Source organism: Paraburkholderia sp. NPDC080076 (genome assembly GCF_050281145.1).
Classification (GTDB): Bacteria; Pseudomonadota; Gammaproteobacteria; order Burkholderiales; family Burkholderiaceae; genus Paraburkholderia.
Genome location: NZ_JBNNWQ010000009.1, coordinates 86,695 through 109,875, shown reverse-complemented (window position 1 = coordinate 109,875; position 23,181 = coordinate 86,695). Strand labels below are relative to the sequence as shown.

General features: G+C 64.3%; 22 protein-coding genes. 8 read left to right on the top strand and 14 right to left on the bottom strand.

All coding sequences use genetic code 11. From position 1 onward, the window contains the following. Positions 1-184: 184 nt before the first annotated feature. From gndA to ACQKRQ_RS30285, 9 genes are all read right to left on the bottom strand, one after another. A complete protein-coding gene (gndA, locus tag ACQKRQ_RS30325; RefSeq protein WP_132382172.1) occupies positions 185-1,594 on the bottom strand; it encodes an NADP-dependent phosphogluconate dehydrogenase in 1,410 nt (469 codons plus the stop codon). A gap of 178 nt (positions 1,595-1,772) precedes the next feature. Continuing rightward, positions 1,773-2,405, bottom strand: a complete 633-nt coding sequence (locus ACQKRQ_RS30320; protein WP_427481246.1) for a DUF938 domain-containing protein — start codon at positions 2,403-2,405, stop codon at positions 1,773-1,775. Between the two features lie 20 nt (positions 2,406-2,425). Then, on the bottom strand, positions 2,426-3,031 hold the full coding sequence (locus ACQKRQ_RS30315) for a pyridoxamine 5'-phosphate oxidase family protein (RefSeq protein WP_427481244.1): 606 nt from the start codon (positions 3,029-3,031) through the stop codon (positions 2,426-2,428). Between the two features lie 31 nt (positions 3,032-3,062). Then, on the bottom strand, positions 3,063-3,932 hold the full coding sequence (locus ACQKRQ_RS30310; protein ID WP_132382166.1) for an NAD-dependent protein deacetylase: 870 nt from the start codon (positions 3,930-3,932) through the stop codon (positions 3,063-3,065). Between the two features lie 54 nt (positions 3,933-3,986). Then, positions 3,987-4,205: an oxidoreductase-like domain-containing protein gene (locus ACQKRQ_RS30305; protein WP_427481243.1), complete on the bottom strand. Its 219-nt coding sequence runs from the start codon at positions 4,203-4,205 to the stop codon at positions 3,987-3,989. An 88-nt stretch (positions 4,206-4,293) separates the two neighbouring features. Continuing rightward, a complete protein-coding gene (locus ACQKRQ_RS30300) occupies positions 4,294-5,058 on the bottom strand; it encodes an SDR family oxidoreductase (protein WP_132382162.1) in 765 nt (254 codons plus the stop codon). 106 nt (positions 5,059-5,164) lie between these two features. Next, on the bottom strand, positions 5,165-6,061 hold the full coding sequence (locus ACQKRQ_RS30295; RefSeq protein ID WP_132382160.1) for a glutamate/aspartate ABC transporter substrate-binding protein: 897 nt from the start codon (positions 6,059-6,061) through the stop codon (positions 5,165-5,167). A gap of 76 nt (positions 6,062-6,137) precedes the next feature. Further along, the gene (locus ACQKRQ_RS30290; RefSeq protein WP_427481242.1) at positions 6,138-7,385 is read right to left on the bottom strand and encodes a D-amino acid dehydrogenase; all 1,248 of its coding nucleotides are present in this window, start codon (positions 7,383-7,385) and stop codon (positions 6,138-6,140) included. A 118-nt stretch (positions 7,386-7,503) separates the two neighbouring features. Continuing rightward, a complete protein-coding gene (locus ACQKRQ_RS30285) occupies positions 7,504-8,379 on the bottom strand; it encodes a LysR family transcriptional regulator (protein WP_427481240.1) in 876 nt (291 codons plus the stop codon). Between the two features lie 239 nt (positions 8,380-8,618). On the opposite strand from ACQKRQ_RS30285, the gene ACQKRQ_RS30280 reads away from it, so the two are divergent. Next, entirely contained in the window at positions 8,619-9,482 is an 864-nt protein-coding gene (locus tag ACQKRQ_RS30280) for a polysaccharide deacetylase family protein (protein ID WP_427481239.1), read from the top strand. A 94-nt stretch (positions 9,483-9,576) separates the two neighbouring features. Here the strand turns inward: ACQKRQ_RS30280 and ACQKRQ_RS30275 are convergent, their stop codons facing one another. Then, positions 9,577-10,989 (bottom strand): DUF2252 domain-containing protein, encoded by a 1,413-nt coding sequence (locus ACQKRQ_RS30275; protein ID WP_408281887.1) that lies wholly within the window; start codon positions 10,987-10,989, stop codon positions 9,577-9,579. Between the two features lie 89 nt (positions 10,990-11,078). After that, on the bottom strand, positions 11,079-12,092 hold the full coding sequence (locus ACQKRQ_RS30270; RefSeq protein ID WP_408281889.1) for a hypothetical protein: 1,014 nt from the start codon (positions 12,090-12,092) through the stop codon (positions 11,079-11,081). A gap of 424 nt (positions 12,093-12,516) precedes the next feature. Between ACQKRQ_RS30270 and motA the strand changes: the two genes are divergently transcribed. The 4 genes from motA (at position 12,517) to ACQKRQ_RS30250 (ending at position 15,641) form a co-directional block, all read left to right on the top strand. Continuing rightward, positions 12,517-13,386, top strand: coding sequence for a flagellar motor stator protein MotA (motA, locus tag ACQKRQ_RS30265; RefSeq protein WP_408176969.1), 870 nt, complete (start codon positions 12,517-12,519; stop codon positions 13,384-13,386). Between the two features lie 14 nt (positions 13,387-13,400). Beyond that, positions 13,401-14,390: a flagellar motor protein MotB gene (gene motB / locus ACQKRQ_RS30260; protein ID WP_427481238.1), complete on the top strand. Its 990-nt coding sequence runs from the start codon at positions 13,401-13,403 to the stop codon at positions 14,388-14,390. Between the two features lie 110 nt (positions 14,391-14,500). Beyond that, the gene (locus tag ACQKRQ_RS30255; RefSeq protein WP_427481237.1) at positions 14,501-15,184 is read left to right on the top strand and encodes a Pr6Pr family membrane protein; all 684 of its coding nucleotides are present in this window, start codon (positions 14,501-14,503) and stop codon (positions 15,182-15,184) included. A 169-nt stretch (positions 15,185-15,353) separates the two neighbouring features. After that, on the top strand, positions 15,354-15,641 hold the full coding sequence (locus ACQKRQ_RS30250) for a CsbD family protein (RefSeq protein WP_132382142.1): 288 nt from the start codon (positions 15,354-15,356) through the stop codon (positions 15,639-15,641). Between the two features lie 89 nt (positions 15,642-15,730). Here ACQKRQ_RS30250 and ACQKRQ_RS30245 read toward each other — a convergent pair whose 3' ends face one another. The 3 genes from ACQKRQ_RS30245 to ACQKRQ_RS30235 all read right to left on the bottom strand — a co-directional run bounded on the left by ACQKRQ_RS30245 (position 15,731) and on the right by ACQKRQ_RS30235 (position 19,019). Continuing rightward, positions 15,731-16,543, bottom strand: coding sequence for an exodeoxyribonuclease III (locus tag ACQKRQ_RS30245; RefSeq protein WP_427481235.1), 813 nt, complete (start codon positions 16,541-16,543; stop codon positions 15,731-15,733). A 33-nt stretch (positions 16,544-16,576) separates the two neighbouring features. Next, the gene (locus tag ACQKRQ_RS30240; protein ID WP_132382138.1) at positions 16,577-16,795 is read right to left on the bottom strand and encodes a hypothetical protein; all 219 of its coding nucleotides are present in this window, start codon (positions 16,793-16,795) and stop codon (positions 16,577-16,579) included. A 142-nt stretch (positions 16,796-16,937) separates the two neighbouring features. Then, on the bottom strand, positions 16,938-19,019 hold the full coding sequence (locus ACQKRQ_RS30235; RefSeq protein ID WP_427481401.1) for a D-(-)-3-hydroxybutyrate oligomer hydrolase: 2,082 nt from the start codon (positions 19,017-19,019) through the stop codon (positions 16,938-16,940). A gap of 188 nt (positions 19,020-19,207) precedes the next feature. Between ACQKRQ_RS30235 and ACQKRQ_RS30230 the strand changes: the two genes are divergently transcribed. From ACQKRQ_RS30230 to ACQKRQ_RS30220, 3 genes are read left to right on the top strand one after another with little or no spacing between them, the layout of a single operon-like run. Continuing rightward, positions 19,208-19,933: a 2Fe-2S iron-sulfur cluster-binding protein gene (locus ACQKRQ_RS30230; RefSeq protein ID WP_427481234.1), complete on the top strand. Its 726-nt coding sequence runs from the start codon at positions 19,208-19,210 to the stop codon at positions 19,931-19,933. A gap of 12 nt (positions 19,934-19,945) precedes the next feature. Next, complete coding sequence (locus tag ACQKRQ_RS30225; protein ID WP_427481232.1) at positions 19,946-20,947, top strand: FAD binding domain-containing protein; 1,002 nt, start codon at positions 19,946-19,948, stop codon at positions 20,945-20,947. Beyond that, positions 20,944-23,166 (top strand): xanthine dehydrogenase family protein molybdopterin-binding subunit, encoded by a 2,223-nt coding sequence (locus ACQKRQ_RS30220; RefSeq protein ID WP_427481231.1) that lies wholly within the window; start codon positions 20,944-20,946, stop codon positions 23,164-23,166. Before ACQKRQ_RS30225 ends, ACQKRQ_RS30220 begins: the two co-directional genes overlap by 4 nt. Positions 23,167-23,181: the final 15 nt, after the last annotated feature.

The window sequence follows — 23,181 nt, the reverse complement described above, 5'->3', positions numbered from 1 at the left end:
ACACCTAGGGGAAACCCCTAAAACGACGAAACTCTATTTCGAATTTCGCAACAGTAGCAGACGGACCGAACCGCCGCGCTACCTGTCCGCTGCCTTTCAGCAATAATTCATCAACTGGGTTTGAAGCGCTTTCACAACCCGGCGCGCCTTGCTGCAAGGGCGCGCCGGACTGCGATTCAAACGCTCAGCTCCAGTTCGCGTGGAAGCTGCCCGGCTTGTCGATGCGCTCGAACGTATGCGCGCCGAAGAAATCGCGCTGCGCCTGCACGAGGTTCGCCGGCAGGCGTTCCGAACGATACGCGTCGAAATACGCGATCGCCGACGCGAACGCCGGCACCGGCACGCCCGCGTTGACCGCTGCCACCACGACCTCGCGCAACGCCGCCTGATAATTCCTGGCGATATCTCGGAAATACGGATCGAGCAGCAGATTGGCAATCGCCTTGTCCTTCGTATAAGCGTCCGTGATCTTTTGCAGGAAGCGGGCGCGGATGATACAGCCGGCGCGGAAAATCTTCGCGATCGTGCCGTAGTCCAGATCCCACTTGTACTCTTCCGAGGCGGCGCGCAGTTGCGCGAAGCCTTGCGCGTACGAAATCACCTTGCTGAAATACAGCGCGCGGCGCACCGATTCGATAAAGGCGTCGCGTTCAACGCCGAGCGGCCTGGCCTGTGGCCCCTCCAGCAATTTGCTCGCCGCCACGCGCTGCGTCTTCAGCGACGACAGCACGCGCGCGAACACGGCTTCCGTGATCAGCGGCAGCGGCGCGCCGAGGTCGAGCGCGTTCTGACTGGTCCACTTGCCGGTGCCCTTCTGCGCGGCGCGATCGAGAATCACGTCGACCAGATCCTTGCCGGTCTCGTCATCTTTCTTGCTGAAAATCTTCGAGGTGATTTCGATCAGGTAGCTGTCGAGTTCGCCCTGATTCCACTCGGTATAGACCTTGCCGAGTTCTTCGTTCGACAGCCCGACCACCTGCTTGAGCACCGCGTAGCTTTCCGCGATCAGTTGCATGTCGCCGTATTCGATGCCGTTGTGCACCATCTTCACGAAGTGGCCCGCGCCGTCCGGCCCCATGTAAGCGACGCACGGCTCGCCGTCCGGCGCCTTCGCGGCGATTTCGGTGAGGATCGGGGCCACGAGGTCGTACGCGTCGCGCTGGCCGCCCGGCATGATCGACGGACCTTTCAGCGCGCCTTCTTCGCCGCCCGACACGCCCGTGCCAATGAAGTGCAGACCTGACTTCGCGAGATCCTGGTTGCGGCGGATGGTGTCGGTGAAATGCGTGTTGCCGCCGTCGATCAGAATGTCGCCCTTGTCCAGCAGCGGTTTCAACTGGTTGATCGTGGCGTCGGTGCCTTCGCCTGCCTTGACCATCAGCAGAATGCGGCGCGGCTTTTCCAGCGACTCCACGAATTCTTCCAAAGTGAACGCCGGCACCAGCTTCTTGTCCGGATATTCGGCGATGAGTTCGTCGGTTTTCTCGCGGCTACGGTTGTACACCGATACCGCGTGGCCGCGGCTCTCGATGTTGAGCGCCAGATTCCGGCCCATGACCGCTAGCCCCACCACGCCGATTGCCTGTTTGCCCATGTGAATTCTCCAGAGTCCAAAAAATGTCGTGACGCCGCGCCGGAAAGAACGTCAGTGCGACGTCGAGGGTGAAAGAATAAAAGAAATGCCAGCTTGCCGCTCGTTGGCGGACACCCGGCGGCGCTTTTCAGTGCGTTGAATCCGCGTCCAACCCGCGCTTAACCTGCATTGACGTTCGTCAGACCCGCGCCGCGTCCGCGCGTTTCCTGAACACCAGACTGAAATTGTTGGCCGGCATCGCGATCGGCTCGTCGCACACGAGTCCGACTGAAGCGCCCAACGCCACCACGGCTTCCATGTCGCGCACGCCCCATTCCGGATCGCGGCCGCGCAACTGCTGATCGAATGCATCGTTGCTCGGAGAAGTATGCGCTCCGCCGCGTTTGTAAGGACCGTACAGATACAGTACACCGCCATCGACGAGACGGCGGCTCGCGCCCGCGAACAGCGCCTGCGCCGCGCTCCACGGCGAGATGTGAATCATGTTGATGCACACCACGGCGTCGAGCGTGTCCACGCGCCAGTCCGGCTGATGCACGTCGAGCGCGAGGGGCGGGCGCACGTTCGCGAGCCCCTCGTGCGCGGTCCACGCGGCGATCGAATCACGCGCACTGGCATCGGCGTCGCTCGGTTGCCAGTCGAGTCCGGGCATGGCGCGGGCGAACCAGATTGCGTGCTGGCCGGTGCCGCTCGCGATTTCGAGCACGCGGCCGGTGACCGGCAGCGCCGCACGCAACACCGCGAGGATCGGTTCGCGGTTGCGTTCAGCGGATGGCGAATGTTGCCGCAACGCCGATTGGGAATCTGTCATGTTCAGGTTCGGTTTCAGTTTCAGTACAGGGTCGTGCGCACGCGTTCGTCGAGTTCGCGATCGTAGGTGGCCGCGTCGAACTGCACGCCGTTGATGCGTCGATGAATCTCGCCAGCGCTCGGCAGCCGCGAACGTTCGACGTGCCGCGCCGGGTCCCACAGTTTCGAGCGCACCAACGCTTTCGAGCAGTGGAAATAGACGCTGTCCACGTCGATCAGCAGCACGGTGCGCGGCAGTTTACCTTCGACGGCGAAACTGTCCAGCCAGTGCGGATCGTTGGTAATACGGCCGCGGCCGTTCACGCGCAAACTTTCGCCGACGCCCGGAATGATGAAGAGCAGCGCGAGCCGTGGCTCGACGATGATATTGCGCAAACTGTCGAGGCGATTGTTGCCGATCCGGTCCGGCAGCGCGAGCGTGCGTTCGTCGACGATGCGCACGAAGCCCCGCGCGTCGCCGCGCGGCGAACAGTCGAGGCCTTCCGGTCCGGCGGTCGCGAGCACGGCGAACGGCGCGACTTCGATGAACGCCCGATAGTCCTCGTTGATGTATGAAATCTCTTTGCGCACGGCGCGCTCGTGCGGCTGACCGTAGAGGGCTTCGAGCTGCGCGATCGTCGTCAACATCGGCATTCCTTTTTATATCGGTGTGACCGGTTTAATCCAGCGCCAGGCGGCCGGCCAGCGCGGTCAGCGTGGCAGCGCACGGGGCGGCGATTTTCAGCGACAACAGCGGATCGGCGCGCGTGCGCCCCAGATTGATCGCGACGACCGGCTTGCCCTGCTTCTGCGCCCACACGCAAAAGCGATAGCCGGAGTAGACCATCAGCGACGAGCCGACCACCAGCACGGCGTCCGCCGCGTCGAGCGCGTGCGAGGCCGCCTCCACGCGTTCCTTCGGCACGCTTTCGCCGAAGAACACCACCGCCGGCTTCAGCAAGCCGCCGCAGTTCGAGCACGCCGGAATGCGGAAGCCGCCGAGATCGTGCCATTCGAGATGCGCGTCGCCGTCGGCGGCGGTTTCGGCGGTCACGTTCAGGAGCGCGGGATTGTCGGCTTCAAGGGTCTGCTGGATCGACGCGCGCGCGTGTTGCATGCCGCAGTCCAGACACGTCACCCCATCGATGCCGCCATGCAGTTCGATCACCTCACGGCTGCCCGCCCGCTGATGCAGGCCGTCGACGTTCTGCGTCACCAGCGTCGGCACGTGGCCGGCCGCTTCGAGCCGGGCCAGCGCGGTATGCGCGGCGTTGGGCTGCGCGTGCGCGACCACCGGCCAGCCGACCATGCTGCGCGCCCAGTAGCGCTGGCGCATGGCGAGCGTGCCGAGAAACTCCTGCACCGTGATGGGCGGCGAGCGTTTCCACTCGCCATTGTCGTCGCGATAGCCGGGAATGCCGGAGTCGGTGCTGATGCCCGCGCCGGTCAGCACGAACAGCCGCGGATAACGCTGCACGAAGCGATGCAGGTCGTCCAGCGTGTGCGAATCATTCAGGGGTTCGAGCGGCGCGGACTGAAGGTCGGTCATGACGGGGCATGGTGAAGGGCTGCGGCGGTCTCAAGGCTAAATCTCGAGCGCCGTTCAACGGTGCGAACGCAACTTGCTCTGCCGCGTTGCCGTATGTGGCGTCTGCTGCGCTTGCCGCGCCTGCCACTCGGCGAGCGCGGTTCGATAACGTTCGAGCGCGTCGTCGTAGAGATCGAAAACACACGGATTGCAGCCGCTATGACAACAGTCGTCGAGATCGGGCTGCACGGGCGGCACCGGTTGCGGGTCGTCCTTGGGTGTGGCTCGGGGCACGGCGAATCGCTTTCCATCGAGGCGGGAAGCGATCAGTATAAGTTGATCTCGCGCCGCTTGCTCTTTGCGTCCGGCGCGCGCGCGGCCGTCACCCCCGCCCGACGAACGGCATCTTGCTCGCCATAATCGTCATGAACTGCACGTTCGCCGAGAGCGGCAGCTCCGCCATGTGCAGCACGGCGTCCGCCACGTGTTGAACGTCCATCAGCGGCTCGACCGCGATTTCGCCGTTCGCCTGCGGCACGCCGCGCGCCATGCGTTCGGCCATTTCCGTCGCCGCATTGCCGATGTCGATCTGCCCGCACACGATGTCGTATTTGCGGCCGTCGAGCGACACGGCTTTCGTGAGGCCGGTGATGGCGTGCTTGGTTGCGGTATAGGCAATGCTATTGGGCCGCGGCGCATGCGCCGAGATGGAACCGTTGTTGATGATGCGCCCGCCGCGCGGGCTCTGCGTTTTCATCAGACCGAAGGCCGCGCGCGTGCACAGGAACACGCCGGTGAGATTGGTGTCGACCACCGAGCGCCATTCGTCGATATCGAGTTCGTCGATATCGACTGGCGAACCGTTGCGGCCGGCGTTGTTGAACAGCACGTCGAGCCGGCCGCGGCGCGCGCGGATCGTCTCGAACAGCGCGGCGACGCTATCGGCGTTGGTGACGTCGCACGCCACGGCGAGCGCGTCGCCGCCGAGTGGCTGCGCCTCCTGAACGACGGCGTCGAGCGGCGCCTGACGACGGCCAGCCAGTACGACGCTATAACCGTGTTCCAGCAGCTTGAGCGCGCACGCGCGACCGATCCCGCTGCCCGCGCCCGTCACCAGCGCGACCTTCTTGACTCCCGTTTCCGTCACGGCACGTCTCCTCGTTTGTGCAGTTGATGCATGATGCGGACCGCCGCACACGAACTTGCCGGACCGGACGGCGTGGAAAGCGCCACGGGAAACGCTCAGCGGGCGCTCAATCCAGCGCGCGGTCGTTCGGGTTCGCGAACAGCGACTTCATATCCGCCGACAGCGGATAGTTCAGGTTGATGCCCTTCGGCGGAATCGGCTGCGTGAACCACTTCTGGTACATGGTCGCGGCCTCGCCCGAGGTTTGCAGCCGGGCGATCACGCCGTCGGCGAGCTTCTTGAACCCCGGGTCTTCCTTGCGGAACATGCAACCATACACTTCGGACATCGGCGAGGTGCCGGTGATCAGGTAGTCGTCCGCGTCCGCCTCTTTGGCTTTAGCACCATACAACAGCGGATCGTCCATCACAAATGCCACGGCGCGGCCGGTCTTCACATTGAGGAACGATTCCGCGTGGTCTTTCGCGCTGATCAGGCGCATGTTCATGCCCTTCTCGTTGTTCATCTGCCGCAAGAGGCGTTCCTCGGATGTGCCCGCCGTGGTCACCACGGTCTTGCCGGCGAGATCGGGAAAGTCCTTCACGCCCGAGCTTTTCTTCACGATCATGCGCACGCCGTACTGGAAGAAGCTGTTCGAAAACGCCACCTGGTTGTCGCGGTCTTTGGTGTGCGTGGTCGAGCCGCATTCGATATCGACGGTGCCGTTCTGCACCAGCGGAATGCGGTTTTGCGACGTGATCGGCACTTCCTTCACTTTCAGATTCGGCAGGTTCAGTTCCTTTTTCACCTCGTCGACGATCTTCAGCGCGATGGCTTGCGAGTAGCCAATCACCTGCTGCTGTTCATCGTAGTAAGAGAACGGCACCGACGATTCGCGCACGCCGAGCGAAATCACGCCGGTGTCGCGGATTTTTTTCAGCGTGGCGCTAGTCTCTTCGGCCCGCGCGGTGCCGGCAAGCGTCGTGGCGATGGCGATCGTGGTGAGGGCTACAGCGAGTTTCATGAGGTCTCCTTTCGTGGCGCCGAAGCGGCGTGTTGTGGTGGTTCTGTAAAGACGGCGTAATGCAACGCACTGTGCGCTAGCGCTGCCATGCATAGGCGCCGAGGTCGAGCGGCAGCGTGCGGCCCGCGATCGCATCGGCGATCACACGCGCACTGCCGCACGCCAGCGTGAAGCCGAGCGCGCCGTGTCCCGTGTTGAGCCACAGATTGCGATAAGGCGTGGCGCCGATGAGTGGCTTGCTGTCCGGCGTGGCCGGCCGATGGCCGCACCATGTCTGCGCCTTCGCGTAGTCGCCGGCATTCGGGAAAATCTCCTGCGCCTGGCGCTTGAGCAAGGCCAGACGCCGCTCGCGTTGCGCGACATGCATGCCGGCGATTTCGACCATGCCGGCAATCCGCAAACGCTCGCCGAGCGGCGCATACACCACCTTGCGATGCAGATCGGTCACGCTCACGCGCGGCGCCTGGCCGGGCGCGCCCGGAATGGTGAGGCTATAGCCGGTGAGCGGATACATCGGCAACCGCATGCCGAGCTCGCGCAACAACGGCGCGCTGCCGTTGCCCAACGCGACCACGAAGGCATCCGCGCGCCATTCGCCTTGCGGCGTGCGCACGGCCACCGCAGAGCCGCGCTCGGTGACGAACGAGTGAACCGGCGTCACGTAGTGAATCGTCACGCCGTAGCGCGCTTTCAGCACATCGGCGAGCGCGACGCTGAAGCGGTGGCAATCGCCCGCCTCTTCCGACGGCGTATGAATCCCGCCCGCCAGCAACGGCTGCGCGCGCTCGAGCGCGGGTTCGAGCGCCACGCAGGCGGCGGCGTCGAGTGCACGCTGATCGGAGCCGGCCGTTTGCAGATAGGCCATCTTGCGACGTGCCGCATCGAACGCATTCGCGTCACGGTACACGACGAGTTTGCCGTTGCGCACGTAGTTGAAGTCGATCGCTTCGCGTTGCACGAGATCGTGCAGCGTAGCGCGGCTCAACGCGCCCAGTTGCAGCATCTCAATGGCGGTTTGACGCGCGCGTTCGCCGCGGCAGGCGAGCAGAAACGACAGGCACCAGCGCCACTGCTGCGGATCGAGACGCGGCACGAAACGCAACGCGGAATCGCTTCGCAGCAGCCATGCGGGCAGATGCGGCAGAACCGATGGATCGGCGAGCGGCGCGACATAGCTATAGCTCAACTGGCCGCCGTTCGCGAAGCTCGCTTCGAGCGCCGCGCCGTCGCGGCCTTCGAGAATCGTTACCTCGTGGCCGTCTCGCGCGAGTTGATAGGCGCTCGTCAAACCCGCCACGCCCGCACCAAGTACACATACCCGCATAAACATCACGCCTTCGAAGATTCATCCACATGAGTGTGGCGCGACGAAATGCGCGCAGCAAATGAGCAGATGCACGGCTCCATAACCCAGGGTTAAGAGCTCGAAGCCGAGGGACGGCTCAGGCGAAGGGCGCGCGCAACACGTCGAGAAACGCGTTGCCGGCCTGCGAGTCCATGCCGCCGTCGCGCCACAGCGCGAACACGCCCGCCGACAGGGCGGGCGTCACCGGCCGGATCGCGACCGGCTCCGCGCCGCTGCGCGCCGTCAGTTCATCGAGCAGCGCATAGCCGATGCCGCGTGCGGCGAGAGCACGCGCCACATACCAGGTCTGCGCTTCGACGGCGGCGACGCTTTCATCGAGGCCCTGCGCTTCGAGCGCATTGCCGATCAATTCGCCAAGCGGATCGGTATTGCCGATGCTGATCCAGTCGCGCGCGAGGAAGGCCGCGAGATCGATCGGCTGCCGCGCGTCGGGATCGTCGGGCGGACAGACACAGACGATCGCCGTGCGGCCCAGCTCGACCGCGGTGATGCCGGGCCGCGCCGGTGGATTCAACGCGATCGCGAGATCGAGATCGCGCGTGAGCAACGCGTTGAGCAACTCCTCCGTATGCCGCGTCTGAATCTTCAGCGACACGCGCGGAAAGTCGCGGCGAAACGCCTGCACCGCGGGCGGAATCAGACTCAGCCCGAGACTCGGCAGACAGCCGATGCGTAGGTGCCCCTCCGGTTGCAGCGCGAGATTGCGCGCCAGATGGCGAATGCCGTCGAGATTCGCCTGCAGCTTCTGCGATTCGGAGAACAGCAGCTCCGCTTCACGCGTCGGCTGCAAGCGGCCATGCACGCGGTTGAACAAAGCGAAGCCCAAGCTGCGCTCAGCGTGCGCGAGCGCCTTGCTCACGGCGGGCTGCGACACGCACAGCAGTTCCGCCGCTTTCGACAGCGACCCCGTGCGCATGATGGCGTGAAAAATTTCGATGTGACGCAAACGCATGGACGCATGACCGGCACGAACCGGCGAATTAGGCACAGTGAGTTGATCAAGCGGCCGTCCTGAAGGCCCGGCCGTCGCGAAGCATAACGTCTTTCAGCGCGCTTTCATTATTTGCCGTTTCTGTCCGCGGGCGCGTCGCGGCGCGCATCAATGGTATCGTCTGCTGTTGCGCGCCGCGCGCGCGATTCAAGGCCTTCCCAGGAAGGAGGAAGGAGGAAGGAAGACAGGAAGCACGCTTTATGAAAGAACTCCCCACGCCGCCGCATGGCGTCCACGACGTGCCGCCACGCCGCTGGCCGCAAACCGGCTATCCCGCGATGCTCACCACCACCGCCGCATGGCACGTATTCGTGCTGGCAGGATGGCTGGTCGCGCCCGCCGCGTGGCCCTGGTGGCTCGCCGCGATCTTTGTGAATCACGCCATTTTCACGGTGGCCGGTCTGTTGCCGCGCACCTCGCTGCTCGGTCCGAACTGGACCCGCCTGCCCGCGTCCGCGCGCAACGCCGACGCGATCGCGCTGACCATCGACGACGGTCCCGATCCCCTCGTCACGCCGCAAGTGCTCGATCTGCTCGACGCCTTCGGCGTGCGCGCCACGTTCTTCTGCATCGGCGCGAAGGCGCAGCGTTATCCGGAACTCGCACGCGAGATCGTCGCGCGCGGCCATGCGCTCGAAAACCATTCGCAGGTTCACGTCCACACGTTTTCCGTGACGTTGCCGGGCGCCCTCACGCGCGAGATCGACGCCGCGCAACGCACGCTCGAAGCCCTAAGCGGCGAACGGCCGATGTTCTTCCGCGCGCCGGCGGGGCTGCGAAACATTTTTCTCGAACCGGTCTTGCGCAAGCTCGATCTGCGGCTCGCAGCGTGGACACGGCGCGGCTACGACACGCGCGAGCGCGATCCAGGCGTGGTCACGCGGCGGTTGCTCGACGGCCTCGCGCCGCGCGACATTCTGCTACTCCACGACGGTAACGCCGCGCTCACGATCGAGGGCACGCCGTTGATCCTCGCGGTGCTGCCGCGTGTGATCGACGCCGCTCGGCAACGGCGCTTGCGTTTCGTGACGTTGCGCGAGGCGCGCGTAGACAGCAGAGACTGAGACGCGCACACGCGTACGCGCGTAGGCCGCTCTGCCCATGCGCGTTACACGGCTCGCATGCGGTCCAACGCGGAGAGCCGCGCCAACACCGCCGCTACACGCGGAAATCCGCCGCCATGTCTTCGTCCGTGCGCGCCTCGAGTTGTCCGCTGCGGCACGCCTTCAGGAACACGTCGTAATCGCGCTCCACCTGATCCGCGTAGGTCGCGGCATAGCCGGTGAGCGCTTCCGCGAACTGGTCGCCACGGCCGATATACGCGCTGACTTCGATCGCCTGCCCGCTCGCCTTGGCATGCGCGCGCGCCATGATCCAGCCGCATAGCCGCGCATAGCCTTCCAGCAGGTCGATGTCGAACAACTCGATGTTCGCCGAGAGCTTCATGTCGCGCAGCTGGCGGAAATAGAATTGCCGCCCGAGCGGCCCCGTCGCCCAGCCGAGAAAGACGTCGCTCGCGGCCTGCAGCATGCGCTGTCCTTGCACGACGCGTTCACCTTCGTGCTTGATGACCGGCGATTTGTAGAACTGCGCGATCACCGAAGGCCGCGCCTCCTTCAACTGCAGGAACAGCGGCTTGCCCATGTGATCGACCAACAGCAGCACCATGCAGCGCGTGCCGACGCTGCCCACGCCCACCACCTTGAACACCAGATCCTGCACGGTGAAATGACTGAGCAGTTCGCGCCGGTCATGCGACATCGTCTTCAGATACTCGCCCCACATGCGTTCGAGCAACTTGCGCCAGTTCGCGCCTCGGAACGCTTCGGTCTCTTCCGCGGTGAACAGGGTGTTGGCGCCCAGCATATGAAACAGCGCCGGTGGCGCATCGCGGATCGTCCAGTGGTCGCCGTCGTGCTCGGCCATTTTCTCGAGCAGGCTTTCGTGCGTCCGGCTCGCAGCTTTTTCCATGCCGCGCCTTACGGTGCGGCGGCGTTCCGGTGTCAACGCCGTTTCCGCCATACGGTCGAAGGTGATCCGGTCGTACCAGAGTTCGAGCGCGCCGCATTGCGCGTACTGCGCCATGCGGTCGCGGTATTCGGTGACCGCCGTCATCACCAGGTTTTCAGCGGCGCCCCGGCTCAGGCGCATGTGACGCGCCGCGACGACGAAGCTTGCGGTCAGCCGTTTCAGGTCCCACTCGAATGGCCCGATCGACACCTCGTCGAAGTCGTTCAGATCGAAGACGAGTTGCCGCTCGGGCGTAGCGAAGCCGCCGAAATTCATCAAGTGCCCGTCGCCGCAGATCGGCATGGTCAGGCCGGAGTCGCGCACCTGGCTGAGATCGTGCGCCTGCAGGATCGCGGTGCCGCGAAAAAACGTGAAAGGCGAGGCGGCCATGCGCCCATAGCGCAGCGGCACGAGGTTCTGCACCCGGCCCTCGCTGCTTTGCTTGAGCAACTCGATCGGGTTGCGATGCAACTCGCCTACCGCCTTATGGCTCGACCGTTTCGAATGCTCGCGGGCGGCGCGGCCCCGGGCCTCCCGTTCGGCGATGGTGCTGGCTTTCATGCTCTTCTCCGTTTTTCCGGGTCTTGGTTAGCGGCTCGAGAGACTGCTTTTGCTGGCACGGCAACATCCTGCGTGGGTCGAGTAAGCCTTCACCAACGGTAACCCACGCCACCGAATATCACATCCGAATCACGATCATAACGGGTCATGACGCGGTTCCATGCGAGCCGCGCATCCCAGTGCTCGGTGATGCGATACGAGCCCGCAATGGTGATGAGGCCGGAGAACGTCCCGGCGCCCGGACCGGGCGTCTCGCTATGTTCGTTCTCGTCGATCGCATAGTAGGCGCCGAAGCCGACCGCCAACGAAACCTTGTCGTTGAGGAACGCGCGTGTGGCCCACAACTGGCTCGTTAGCCCGTCGCGGCGCGCCACCTTGGTACTGCCTTCGTGAAGATAGCCGACCGTCACGTCGAGATATTTCGCGAGGCCGCGCCGGTACTCGATCGCGCCGCCCACTGCGTTCGGTGAGCTGGGCGAATTGACGATGGTTTTGCCGAGATACACCGCCACTTCGTTATTGGTGACCTTGTGCGTGCTGCCGATCGCCCAGTCGCGCGGACCGGGCGAACCAGGCGCGTCGAGCTGATAGCCGACGCCGAACATCACGCCGGTCGAATCCGGTCCACGCTGAACGTGCACGCGATTCAACTGGAACTGCGTGATCCACCGGTTCGACGCGTAATACGCGGCGCGCACGCTGTACACCACGCCCCAGCCGTGGGTGTTGGAATAACTGCCGCCCTGCTCGGCGGTGGTCGTATCGAAGTAGCGGTATGGGCCGACGCCCGCTTGCACGACGAACTGCGGGCTGCCCACGGGAAGGCGCGCCCACAACTGGATCATCTGCCCGTCGCGATGATGATCGGGAATGTGCCCTTCGTTGAGCCACGTGAAGCTCGCGGCGAAATATTGCCCCAGGCCTTCCTGATAGTTGAAGGCCCACGTATAGGTGTTGATACTGCTCGCGCGCGAGCCGCCGCCGAATAGCGAAAACTCCTGAGCGTGACTGAGAGTGGAAATGAACAGCAGGCCGAGACCCGTCATGCAGGCGGCCGCCTTGCGAACCAGCCAATATCGAGCAGCAGATGTCAGATTCCGCATGCGGCATTGTTCTCCGGGTGAGTCGCTAGCGCTGCCGGTGTTCGTGGTCGACGGGGGCACTGTGGCGAGGTGTCCCCGGGGAATGGCCGTCGATACAAACTGTTCGTCATGCTAGCAGACCGATCGGTAAATAGGTTACGTATCCGTTTTGCGTCAGCGGCAGATTGACACGGGGGTTTTACCGGACTAGGCGAATACAAGTTGCAATTGCAACGATCGCAATGAGCGGACAAATTTACCGGCACCCATTCAATAAACTAACCGATTGGTGAAATTTTTAGTGTTTCACCCAGCCGAGCACTTCAGCAACAACGAATCCAGCCGTTTACCCATACATGCAAAAATTTTATGACGCACAAGAAAAGGCCTTGAAATAGGACCTGCTCTGATCGGCCGTGCGTCGCGCAAGATAATCGGAGAGAGTATGTTTGTCGCAATCGGCTGGGTTGTAGTGATCGGTTCTGTGATCGGGAGTTTTGTCGGCGTGGGTGGGCACCTGCCGGCGCTCGTTCAGCCGTTCGAATTACTCTGTATTTTCGGTGCGGCAATCGGCGCATTTGTCGTGAGCAATCCGACTTCCACGCTGAAGAAAACCATCAAGGCGATTCCGTCATGTTTTAAAGGCGGCGGCTACACCAAGGAAAAATATCTGGAGCTGATCGCGCTGCTTTATGAACTGCTTCAGAAGGCGCGCAAGGAAGGCATGATGTCGCTCGAAACGGACGTCACCGCGCCGGAAGAAAGCGTGATTTTCCAGAAGTACTCACACGTGCTGGAGGACCATCATTTGCTCGACTTCATCGTCGACTATCTGCGCATGATGTCCGGCGGCAATGTGAACGTGCTCGAAGTGCAGGACTTGATGGACGAGGAGCTGGCCACGCATCACGCGGAAGCGTCGGTCGCGGCCAACGCCATTCAGAAAATGGCCGACGGCTTGCCCGCCTTCGGGATCGTCGCGGCGGTCATGGGCGTCGTTCATACCATGGGTTCGGTCGGCGCGCCGCCCGCCGTGCTTGGAGAAATGATTGCCGGCGCGCTGGTCGGCACGTTCCTCGGCATTCTGCTCGCGTATGGCTTTATCGGCCCCGTGGCCGATCTGCTCAACGCGAAGGGCCGCGCTGAGGCCAAGCCGTACCAGTGCGTAAAGGCCGTGCTGCTCGCGTCGCTGTCCGGCTACGCGCCGCCGATCGCCGTCGAGTTCGGCCGCAAGGTGCTGTTCACCGCCGACCGTCCGAGCTTCCAGGAACTCGACGACGCCGTGCGCGCCACCAAGATGCCGAAGTCGGCCTGACGCGGAGCGGCATGATGAGCGAAAGAAGATCGCGCGCCTCGCAGGAGGAACAGGCGCCGGCGCCGGTGATCGTGCGCCGTTCGAGAAAGGGCGATGACCACGGCGGGCATCACGGCGGCGCATGGAAGATCGCCTACGCCGACTTCGTCACGGCGATGATGGCGTTCTTCCTGCTGATGTGGCTGCTCGGCTCCACGTCGAAGTACGACAAGCAGGGTATCGAGGACTATTTCAACACGCCCCTGTCGAGCCTGCTCGGCGGCAACGAAGGCACCGCCGCCGCGCGTCCGAGCGTGGTGCAAGGCGGCGGCCGCGACATCTCCGATACACGGCCCGGCGACGGCAAGAAGAGCCAGACCCAGCCCACTCCGCCCGCCACCGCCGCACCGACCGTGGCGCCGTCCGATGCGGCGCGTCTCGAACAACTGAAGGCGAAGCTCACTACGTTGATCGAGCAAAGCCCCGCATTGAAGGCGTTCAAGGATCAGATCCGCATTTCGATCACGAACGAAGGGCTGCGTATCGAGATCGTCGATTCGCAGAACCGGCCGATGTTCCCTTCCGGCAGTTCGAAGCTGCAGCCCTACGCGGTGACGATCCTCACGCAGATCGGCGCCGCGCTCAACGACGTCGACAACCGCATTTCGATTGCCGGCCATACGGATGCGGTGCCGTACACGGCGGGCCCGGAAGGCTATTCGAACTGGGAGCTGTCGTCCGAACGCGCCAACGCCGCGCGCCGCTCGCTGGTCGCCGGCGGCATGCATGGCGAAAAGCTGCTGCAGGTGCGCGGGCTGGCGGACGTCTTGCCGCTGAACAGCCATGTCGTCGACGAGCCGACCAATCGTCGCATCAGCATCCTGGTGCTGAACAAAGCCGCGGAACTGGCGTTTTTCCACGACGGCGGACGCACCGCGATCGACGAAACCACTCCGGCGAGTTCGACCATTCCCGCCGTGGTCGGGCGCATGCAGCCGGTGACCGGTTCGCGTAGCACGCCGTAGTATTTTTCCGGCCCTCCGCATGATCGATTCAGCGCGTGCGCTCGATAGCGCACACTGCAGAGCCATAGCGCACACTGCAAAGCCCATGCAGTGTGTATAGAATCGAACGCATGCGCCCTGCCCTTTCCGAGCAACGGGAGCCCGAGCTTCCGCTGCATACGCCTAGTGTTCCGTCGGTGACGTTGGCGGCGATCATCGCCGTCATTGCGTGGATCTCCATCGTCGCGCAAGCCGAGGTCACGATCGATCGCACGCTCGCCCGCGGGCTGACCGTGCTCGACGGCTTCGCCCGCATGAGCAGTTACCTCACCAATCTGACGGTGCTCGCCTGCGCGATCTGCTTTACCTGCGTGGCGTTGCGTGGCCACCGGTCAACGCCCGCGCGATTTTTCCGGCAACCTACCGTCGTCACCGCCGTGGTGGTGTACATGGCGTTTGTCGGGATCGCCTACAACCTGCTGTTGCGAGGTTACTGGACACCTACGGCATTCCGGCTGCTGCTCAACGAATCGCTCCACAGTGTCTTGCCTATGCTCGCCGCGCTTTACTGGGTGCTGTTCGTGCCGCGTTTTCACCTGAAGCTGCGGCATTGTCTGTTGTGGCTGGTGTATCCATTGACCTATCTCGGCGTGACCTTCTGGCGCGGAAGGTTGTCGGATTTCTACCCCTATCCGTTCATCAATGTCGAGCGACTCGGGTTTACGCACGCCGTGGTGAATTCGGCGCTGCTGTTCGGCGGCTTCCTTATGCTGATGGCCGTATTCGTGGGGATCAATTCCCGGCGGCGGCACTGACGCTCCAGTCTGACGCCGTCTGTTTTGCTTTTTCCGTCGGGCGCGCTTCTTGCGCCCTGTCTGGTGGACGTAAGCCGCGCTTCTCGGCGCGGCCTGCGCGACACCCTGGTGTGGCCGCGTTGCGATCGCAATGGCTCACACGTAAATATGACAATGGGAGCAAAAACGTATGGACACCAATTCGGCAGCTAACTCAGCGGAAGGCGCAGTGAAGGAAGTCGCGGGCAAGGTTCAGGGCGCGGTCGGCGACGTATTGGGCGATACCGGCACGCAATTGGCCGGCAAGGCGAAGGAACTCAGCGGCAAAGCCCAGCAACTAGCCGCGAGCACCACGAGCCTCGTGCGTGAAACCACGGCGGAAAGCCCCTTCACCGCGATCGCGGTGGTCGCGCTCGCCGGCTTCGTGGCCGGCGCGCTGTGGGCGCATGGTGCCGCGGGACGCGACTATCGCCGTTGATTTTCGACGCGGTTGATCGCCGGGCGATCCGCGATGAGCGATCGCCCGTTTCGCGCTTATGCGCCCGCTATACGCCCGCTTTTACATTCCTATGCGCCGCTTTTCTTGCGGCGCCCCGCACTCATCTCCAGTTCGACCCACGTGGGCGCGTGATCGCTCGCGTGCGGCTCGCCCCGCACCCAGCGGTCGACGCCCGCATCGCGCAAGCGCGGCGCGAGGTCGGCGCTCAGCAGCAGATGGTCGATGCGCAAGCCGGAGTTGGTATCCCAATGCCGGCGGAAATAGTCCCAGAACGTGTAGACCCGTTCGTCGCCGAAATGCGTTCGCAGCGCGTCGGTCCAGCCTTGCGCGAGCAGCCGCTGGTAACGCTCGCGGCTCTCGGGCTGGAGCAGCGCGTCCTTCAGCCAGGAACGCGGGTTATAGATGTCTTCGTCGGTGGGCACCACGTTGAAGTCGCCCGCCAGCACGACCGGATGGGCGCTCTTGTACAGTTTCGCCGCATGCTCGATGAAATGATCGAACCACGCCAGCTTGTAGTCGAACTTGGGGCCCGGTTGCGGATTGCCGTTCGGCAGATAGAGGCACGCCACCAGCACGCCGCCGACTGCCGCTTCGAGGTAGCGGCTATGCGTGTCGTCCTCGAAACCGGGCAGGCCGCGGCGGCTCTCCAGCGGCGCTTCGCCTTTCGACAGAATCGCCACGCCGTTCCAGGCGCTCTGCCCATGCCAGATCGCGCTATAGCCGGCGTCGCCCAGTTGTTCGACGGGAAACGCGCTGTCCACCGCCTTGAGTTCCTGCAAACAGACGATGTCGGGCGCCTCGCGTTCGAGCCATTGCAGCAGCGCCGGCAGGCGCGAGCGGATACCGTTGATGTTGAAAGTCGCGATTCGAAGCCTGGCCACGGCATGTTCTCCCTGCACTCCCTGCAATGCGTTCTATTGCGCTGCCGCGTCGCACCACTCGATCGCCCAGGACCTGGCGCATGAAATGGCATCGGCCTGGCTGGGAAAGGCGTCGATGTCGCCGGAATCGTGCGCCTGCACGTGCTCTTTTTTCCGCGGTACGCGAGTGATCTTCGCTCTCGCATAGTAGAGGCCGTCGTCTGCGTGGCGGGCGCGGCAATCGATATGGAAATGCCTGTAGTCGAACTGCATTCGCTCTCCTTTGAACGCGCTTCACTTCGTCTGCTATAGCATCGTTTATTCCCGATCAGCCATGCTCACCGACGGCGCTTCACGCACGCCGGCTCGCGTGCGTGAAGCGCAGCCGCGAGCCGGTGCTTCCGTTGTGTGCGACTCAGTTCGGCACGTTCACCGCGCCGTTGCTCACAGTGATCGCATTGACGCCCGGATTCGCCGCGATCGCAGGCAGATTGGCCGTGGTCAGCGCGGGCGCGGCGCCGGGCGCGCCGCCACGCGGTATCGTGTGAATCACCTGCGACGGCGGCAGCGGCGTACCGCTCTTCAAATGACTCCACATCAGATTGAGCGCCTGAAGGTTGTAGTAATGCAGCGGCAGGAAGCGCGAATCGAAACCCGCCACGCCGAGGAACGCGTCGAAATGCTGGGCGTTCGTCACTTCATAGAACGATAGCTTGCTCGCGCCGCCTTCGCTCAGTTGATTCAGGCCGAGATACGGCCGCGACGCGTGATTGATCGGCACCAGCGTATCCGCGCGGCCCTGCACGATGATGGTGGGTTTGCCATGCAGATTCGCATTCACGCGAATGGCCTCGACGCTGTTGGTCAGCGTACCGTTCGTCCACAGCGTACGCAGGCAGGAGGCACCCTGGTAACTGGCGTCGGCGGTCGCCAGCCGGTGGTCCGCCGCGCCCCCGACCGAGTTGAAGACGAGGTTGATGCCGTTGGTCGGCGGCACGCCGTTGCCATTGCCGAACACCGTGGGCATCGGCGACACGGCCGGCGTCACACCGGCGGTTCCCGTCGAACTCGTCGTGCCGAAGCTGAAGTCGCAGAGGTTGGCGGTGACGCTCGCTTTCGCGTACGCATCCGCATAGGTCACGGCGACGGCCGGCACCGCTTGCGAGTCCCACATCGGCGCTTGCAGCAGATCGGAGTCGGTCTGATAGCCGTTCTGATGCAGAAGCGCGAGCGCGTTGGTCGCCTGGGTCGTCAAGTTCGCACCCGCGATCACGCCAGCGGCTGCCAGCGACGCGCATCTCGCGGTGCGAATCGCCGTGGTCGTGGCGACCGGCAATGTCGTCAGATACGGCGCGCCGGCCGCGGCGGGCGCGAGCGCCGCACACGGTTGCAGCATGTTGGCAAGCGTCATGTAGTCCGCGAGCGGCTTGCCGAATGCTCCGACCGGCACGCCGCCCTGAGCCACCGACACCTGGGCGGGCAAGCGCAAATTGATCTGCGGTTCGCCCACGACGACCGCGGTGATCCAACCGGACGTATCCTGTTCCGCCGCCGCGAGCGATGCGCCGCCGCCGTTGCTCACCGAGGCCGCGATAGTCGTGATGCTGCCGCTTGCATAACGCACCGTGCGGGTCGAACCGTTCAGCGTGCCGAAAGAATCGTTGAGCGCCCAGTACGCGAACTGGATCGCCTCCAACGTATCCTTGCCCCAATCCTGCTCCGGATTCTGCTGCGAGTGCGCGTGCTTGAACGCATAGCGATTCGGAAACTTGCTGTTGTAAGTCGCGAGATCGGTGTTGCCCAGGTTGGCCGTGAAGAAACTGTTCTTGCCTGCAGCGGTGGCATCCTGCAACGTGCCGTCGATCAGCGTGACCAGGTTGGAAGACAGCTCATGCGCGCCATTGCCGCTGCCTTTATCGGTGTACGCCACCGCGCAACCGCGCTTGAGGCCCCACTCGCCGGCTGCGGAAATCGCGCCGTACACGCCACGCGAACCAGATGACGTTGCCGTGACAATGCACGGCTGATCCGCATTGAAGCTCGCCGGTATTTGCACCAGCATGGTGACGTTCTGTGTGCCGCTGCCGTCGTCGGCGTAAGCGAGGTATTCCTTGCCGGCGATCTTGCCTTCGCCGAGCGTGTCGTTGCCGTTGAGGTCGACGTTTGGCCCCCAGAAGCGTCCATAGCCGCCGGTCGCCGTCATGTCGACGAGCGCGCGATAGTTCGACCAGATGGCGAGGCGCCGGAGCTCGGCGGCAGTAGGCTGCGCAGCGTTGGCAATGGCCGGCGCCGTGGCCGACCCGAGGCCGGTTTTGCCGAGGCCCGCGGTAAGCAGGTCGTCGGTGTTGCCGTCGTAGGCCTGGGTTCTCACCGAGGAAGCGGTAATGAAACCCGGCAGCGTGTTGGCTGGCGGCGGCGGCGAATCACTGTCACCGCCGCCGTGGCAGGCGGTCAGCACGATCGCCACGGCCATCACGATCGCCAGGGTTCGCACCATCGGCACCGGTCGTTGCGCAGGCTGGACTCTGAAAATGGACTTCACGTTTTTTGTCTCCGATATTTGCTAATACCGTTGTGAATGCAACGGCACCGAATTTGCTGCCCGCTGTCCAAGGGATCGCGACGCTTCGGATACCGACGCATCGCCAGCCTGCATTGACCTTTCAATGGAGTCAATAGAACGTCATGTCCAAGCATAACGAAAGTCAGGATCCGGGCGACGTCTCAGCCGCCACCCCACCCAAACCTTCACGCCGCCGCTTTCTTCAATCGGCCGCCGCTGCCGCCACGGTCGGCGCGGCGCCGCATCTGCGCGCGCAGACTCAAACCCCAACCGCGCCACCGGCTCAGGTTCAGCAAGCCGTGCCGCCGCGCCCGGTCACGCTGACGGTGAACGGCCGCGCGTACACGCTGCAACTCGAGCCGCGCGTGACCTTGCTCGATGCGTTGCGGGAATACGCGGGCCTGATGGGCACGAAGAAAGGCTGCGACCGCGGACAGTGCGGCGCCTGCACGGTGCTCGCCGACGGCCGCCGCATCAATTCCTGTTTGACACTCGCCGTGATGCATGAAGGCGAGAACATCACGACGGTTGAAGGGCTTGCCGCCAATGGCGCATTGAGTCCGATGCAGCGCGCATTCATTGAACACGATGCCTTTCAGTGCGGTTACTGTACGCCGGGGCAGTTGTGTTCCGCGACGGCCCTTCTGAATGAATTCCGCAACGGCACCGCCAGCACCGTCACGGCCGATGTGCGCAACCGTCCCGCCCAACTCTCCGACGATGAAATCCGCGAACGCATGAGCGGCAATATCTGCCGCTGCGGCGTCTACGCGAACATCGTGGCCGCCGTACGCGCGGTGTATGAAGGCGGCGGCCAGAACAGCGGCGGCAACAACCCCAACGTCTGACGGAGCGACAGCATGGATGCGATCTCTTATGAACGCGCCGGCGATGTCGCCGGCGCAGTGCGGGCGGCGCAGCAGCCGGGCGCGGTATTCATCGGCGGCGGCACCAATCTTCTCGATCTGATGAAGGGCGGCGTAGCGCGGCCGATGCGGCTGATCGATATCACGCACATCCGCGGACTCGATACGGTCACGACGCTGCCTGACGGCGGCATCCGGCTCGGCGCGCTGGTGCGCAATAGCGATGCCGCCAATCACGCGCTGGTGCGCGAGCAATACCCGTTGCTCTCGCAAGCATTTCTGGCGGGCGCATCGTCGCAACTGCGCAATATGGCGACGGTCGGCGGCAATCTGCTGCAACGCACGCGTTGCGGCTACTTCTACGACACCGCCTTCACTCAGTGCAACAAGCGCATGCCGGGCAGCGGCTGCGCGGCGCTCGGCGGCCACAATCGCACGCATGCGATTCTCGGCGCGAGTCCGCAGTGCATCGCCGTGAATCCATCGGATATGAGCGTGGCGCTTGCCGCGCTCGATGCGGTAGTGCGCGTGAGTGGCCCCGCAGGCGAACGGACTATCGCGTTCGCCGATTTCCACCGGCTGCCCGGTGACCGGCCCGATGTCGATACCACCTTGCAGCCGGGCGAACTGATCACCGCCGTCGATCTTCCGCCGCCGCTCTTCAGCGCGAACTCCCACTATCTGAAAGTGCGTGACCGCGCCAGTTACGCATTCGCGCTGGTCTCGGTTGCCGCCGCATTGCAGATGGATGGCGATCGCGTGAAGACCGCGCGCATCGCATTGGGCGGCGTCGCGCACAAACCGTGGCGCGCAAGCGGCGCGGAACAGATGCTCAACGGCCAGCCGCTCACGCAAGCGACGCTCGCCAACGCCGCCGCGGCCGCTTTACGTGAAGCGCGGCCGCAACACGACAATCGTTTCAAGGTGCAGCTCGCGCAGCGCGCGATCGTGCGCGCAGTGAACCAGGCCGCCGGCCGCGCGGGAGGTGTCGCATGAATCTGATCGGTCAACCCATCGACCGCACCGACGGTCTGCTCAAAGTCACCGGCGAAGCGCGCTATGCCGCCGAATTTCCTGAAGCACGTCTCGCGCATGCGGTGCTCGTCACCAGCACGATCGCGCGTGGGACCATCGCCTCGATCGATGCGAGCCGCTCGCAGTCACTGCCCGGCGTGCTGCTCGTGATGACATATCAGAACGCGCCGCGTCTGCCGAACGGTGGCAAGCCCACGTTGGCGCCGCCGGCCGGACGCCGCCTGTCGCTGCTGCAGGACAACCAGATTCACTACAGCAACGAGCCGGTCGCCGTGGTGGTCGCCGACACACTCGAACACGCCACCGACGCCGCGCGCCAGTTGCGCATCGCGTATCAGAGCGGCGCCGCGACCGTGGACTTCGCGCAAGCCAAGCCGAACGCGCACGCGCCGGACAAACCGCAAGGCCGCCAGACCGACACGCAACGCGGCAGCTTCGACGACGGCTTGCAAAGCGGCCCAGTGCGCGTGGACGCGACCTACACCACGCCGATCGAACATCACAACCCGATGGAGCCACACGCCACGATGGCGCACTGGGACGGTCCGCAACTCACGCTCTACGATTCGACGCAAGGCGTCAGCGGCGCGGCGCAGGCCATCGCGAAAACGTTCGGCATGTCGCCCGGCGACGTGCGCGTGATTTCGCCGTTCGTGGGCGGCGGCTTCGGTTGCAAGGGCTCGTCGTGGTCGCATGTGTCGTTGTGCGCGATGGCGGCGAAGCAGACCGGGCGGCCCGTGCGGCTCGTGCTCGAACGGCCGCAGATGTTCGGGCCGGTCGGCGCGCGTCCGCGCACCGAGCAGCACTTCGTGCTCGCCGCGCGGCGCGACGGCACGCTGACCGCAATGCGCCACGACAGCATCTCGAACACTTCGGTGATCGAAGACTGGACCGAGACCTGCTGCATGGTCACGCGCATGCTGTACGCGGTGCCGAATCAGGTGACCACACACCGCATCGTGCCGCTCAATCTCGGCACGCCGACCTTCATGCGCGCGCCGGGTGAAACAACCGGTTCGTTCGCGCTCGAATCGGCCATGGACGAACTCGCGGCGGCCTTGAAGATGGACCCGCTCGCGCTGCGCATCAAGAATTACGCCGAGGCCGACCCGCAGGAAAACAAACCGTGGTCGGGCAAGTCCTTGCGCGAGTGTTATCAGATCGGCGCCGAGAAATTCGGCTGGTCGCGGCGCACGGCCGCCCCTCGCTCGATGCGCAACGGTGGCACGCTGATCGGCATGGGCATGGCGACCGCGACCTATCCGGCCAATCGCAGCGAAGCCAGCGCCATCGCGCGGATTTTGCCGGATGGCACCGCGATGGTCGCCTCCGGCACCCAGGATCTCGGCACCGGCACCTACACCGTGATGACTCAGGTAGCCGCCGACGCGCTCGGCTTCGCGCCGGAAAACATTCGCTTCGCGCTCGGCGACTCGTCGCTGCCCAGAGCGCCGGGGTCGGGCGGCTCGCAATCGGCCGCCAGCGTGTCGCCGGCCGTACGCGACGCGGCGAGCCAGGCGCGCAGCCAGTTGATCGCGCTGGCGCTCGCCGATCAGGCCTCGCCCGTGCATGGCATCGCGCTCGACGACATCACCGTGGAAAACGGCTGGGTGATGAGCCGCTCGCAACCGGGCAAGCGCGATCCGGCGGCGGCGATCATCGCGCGCTCGGGCGGCAAGCCGATCGAGGCGAGCACGACCGTCAAGCCCGGCGACGAAAAGCAGAAGTACTCGCTTCACTCGTTCGGCGCGGTGTTCGCGGAGGTGCATGTCGATGCCGATCTCGGCACGATCCGCGTGGCGCGTGTGGTCGGCGTGTACGACGTGGGGCGCGTGCTCAACCAGAAGACGGCGCGCAGCCAGTTGATGGGCGGCATCGTGTGGGGCGTCGGGGCGGCGCTGCAGGAAGAGACCTCGCTCGATACGCGCTATGGCCGCTTCACCAATGCGAATCTCGCGGAGTATCACGTGCCGGTGAATGCCGATATCGGGTCGCTCGACATTAGCTTTATCGACCGGCCGGACCCGTATATCAACTCGCTCGGGGTACGCGGAATCGGCGAGATCGGCATTACGGGCGTGCCGGCGGCGATTGCGAACGCGGTGTATCACGCCACCGGCGTGCGCGTGCGCGATCTGCCCATCACGCTCGACAAGGTGCTGCAGACGATGCAGGTTTGACGCACTCGCGTTCGC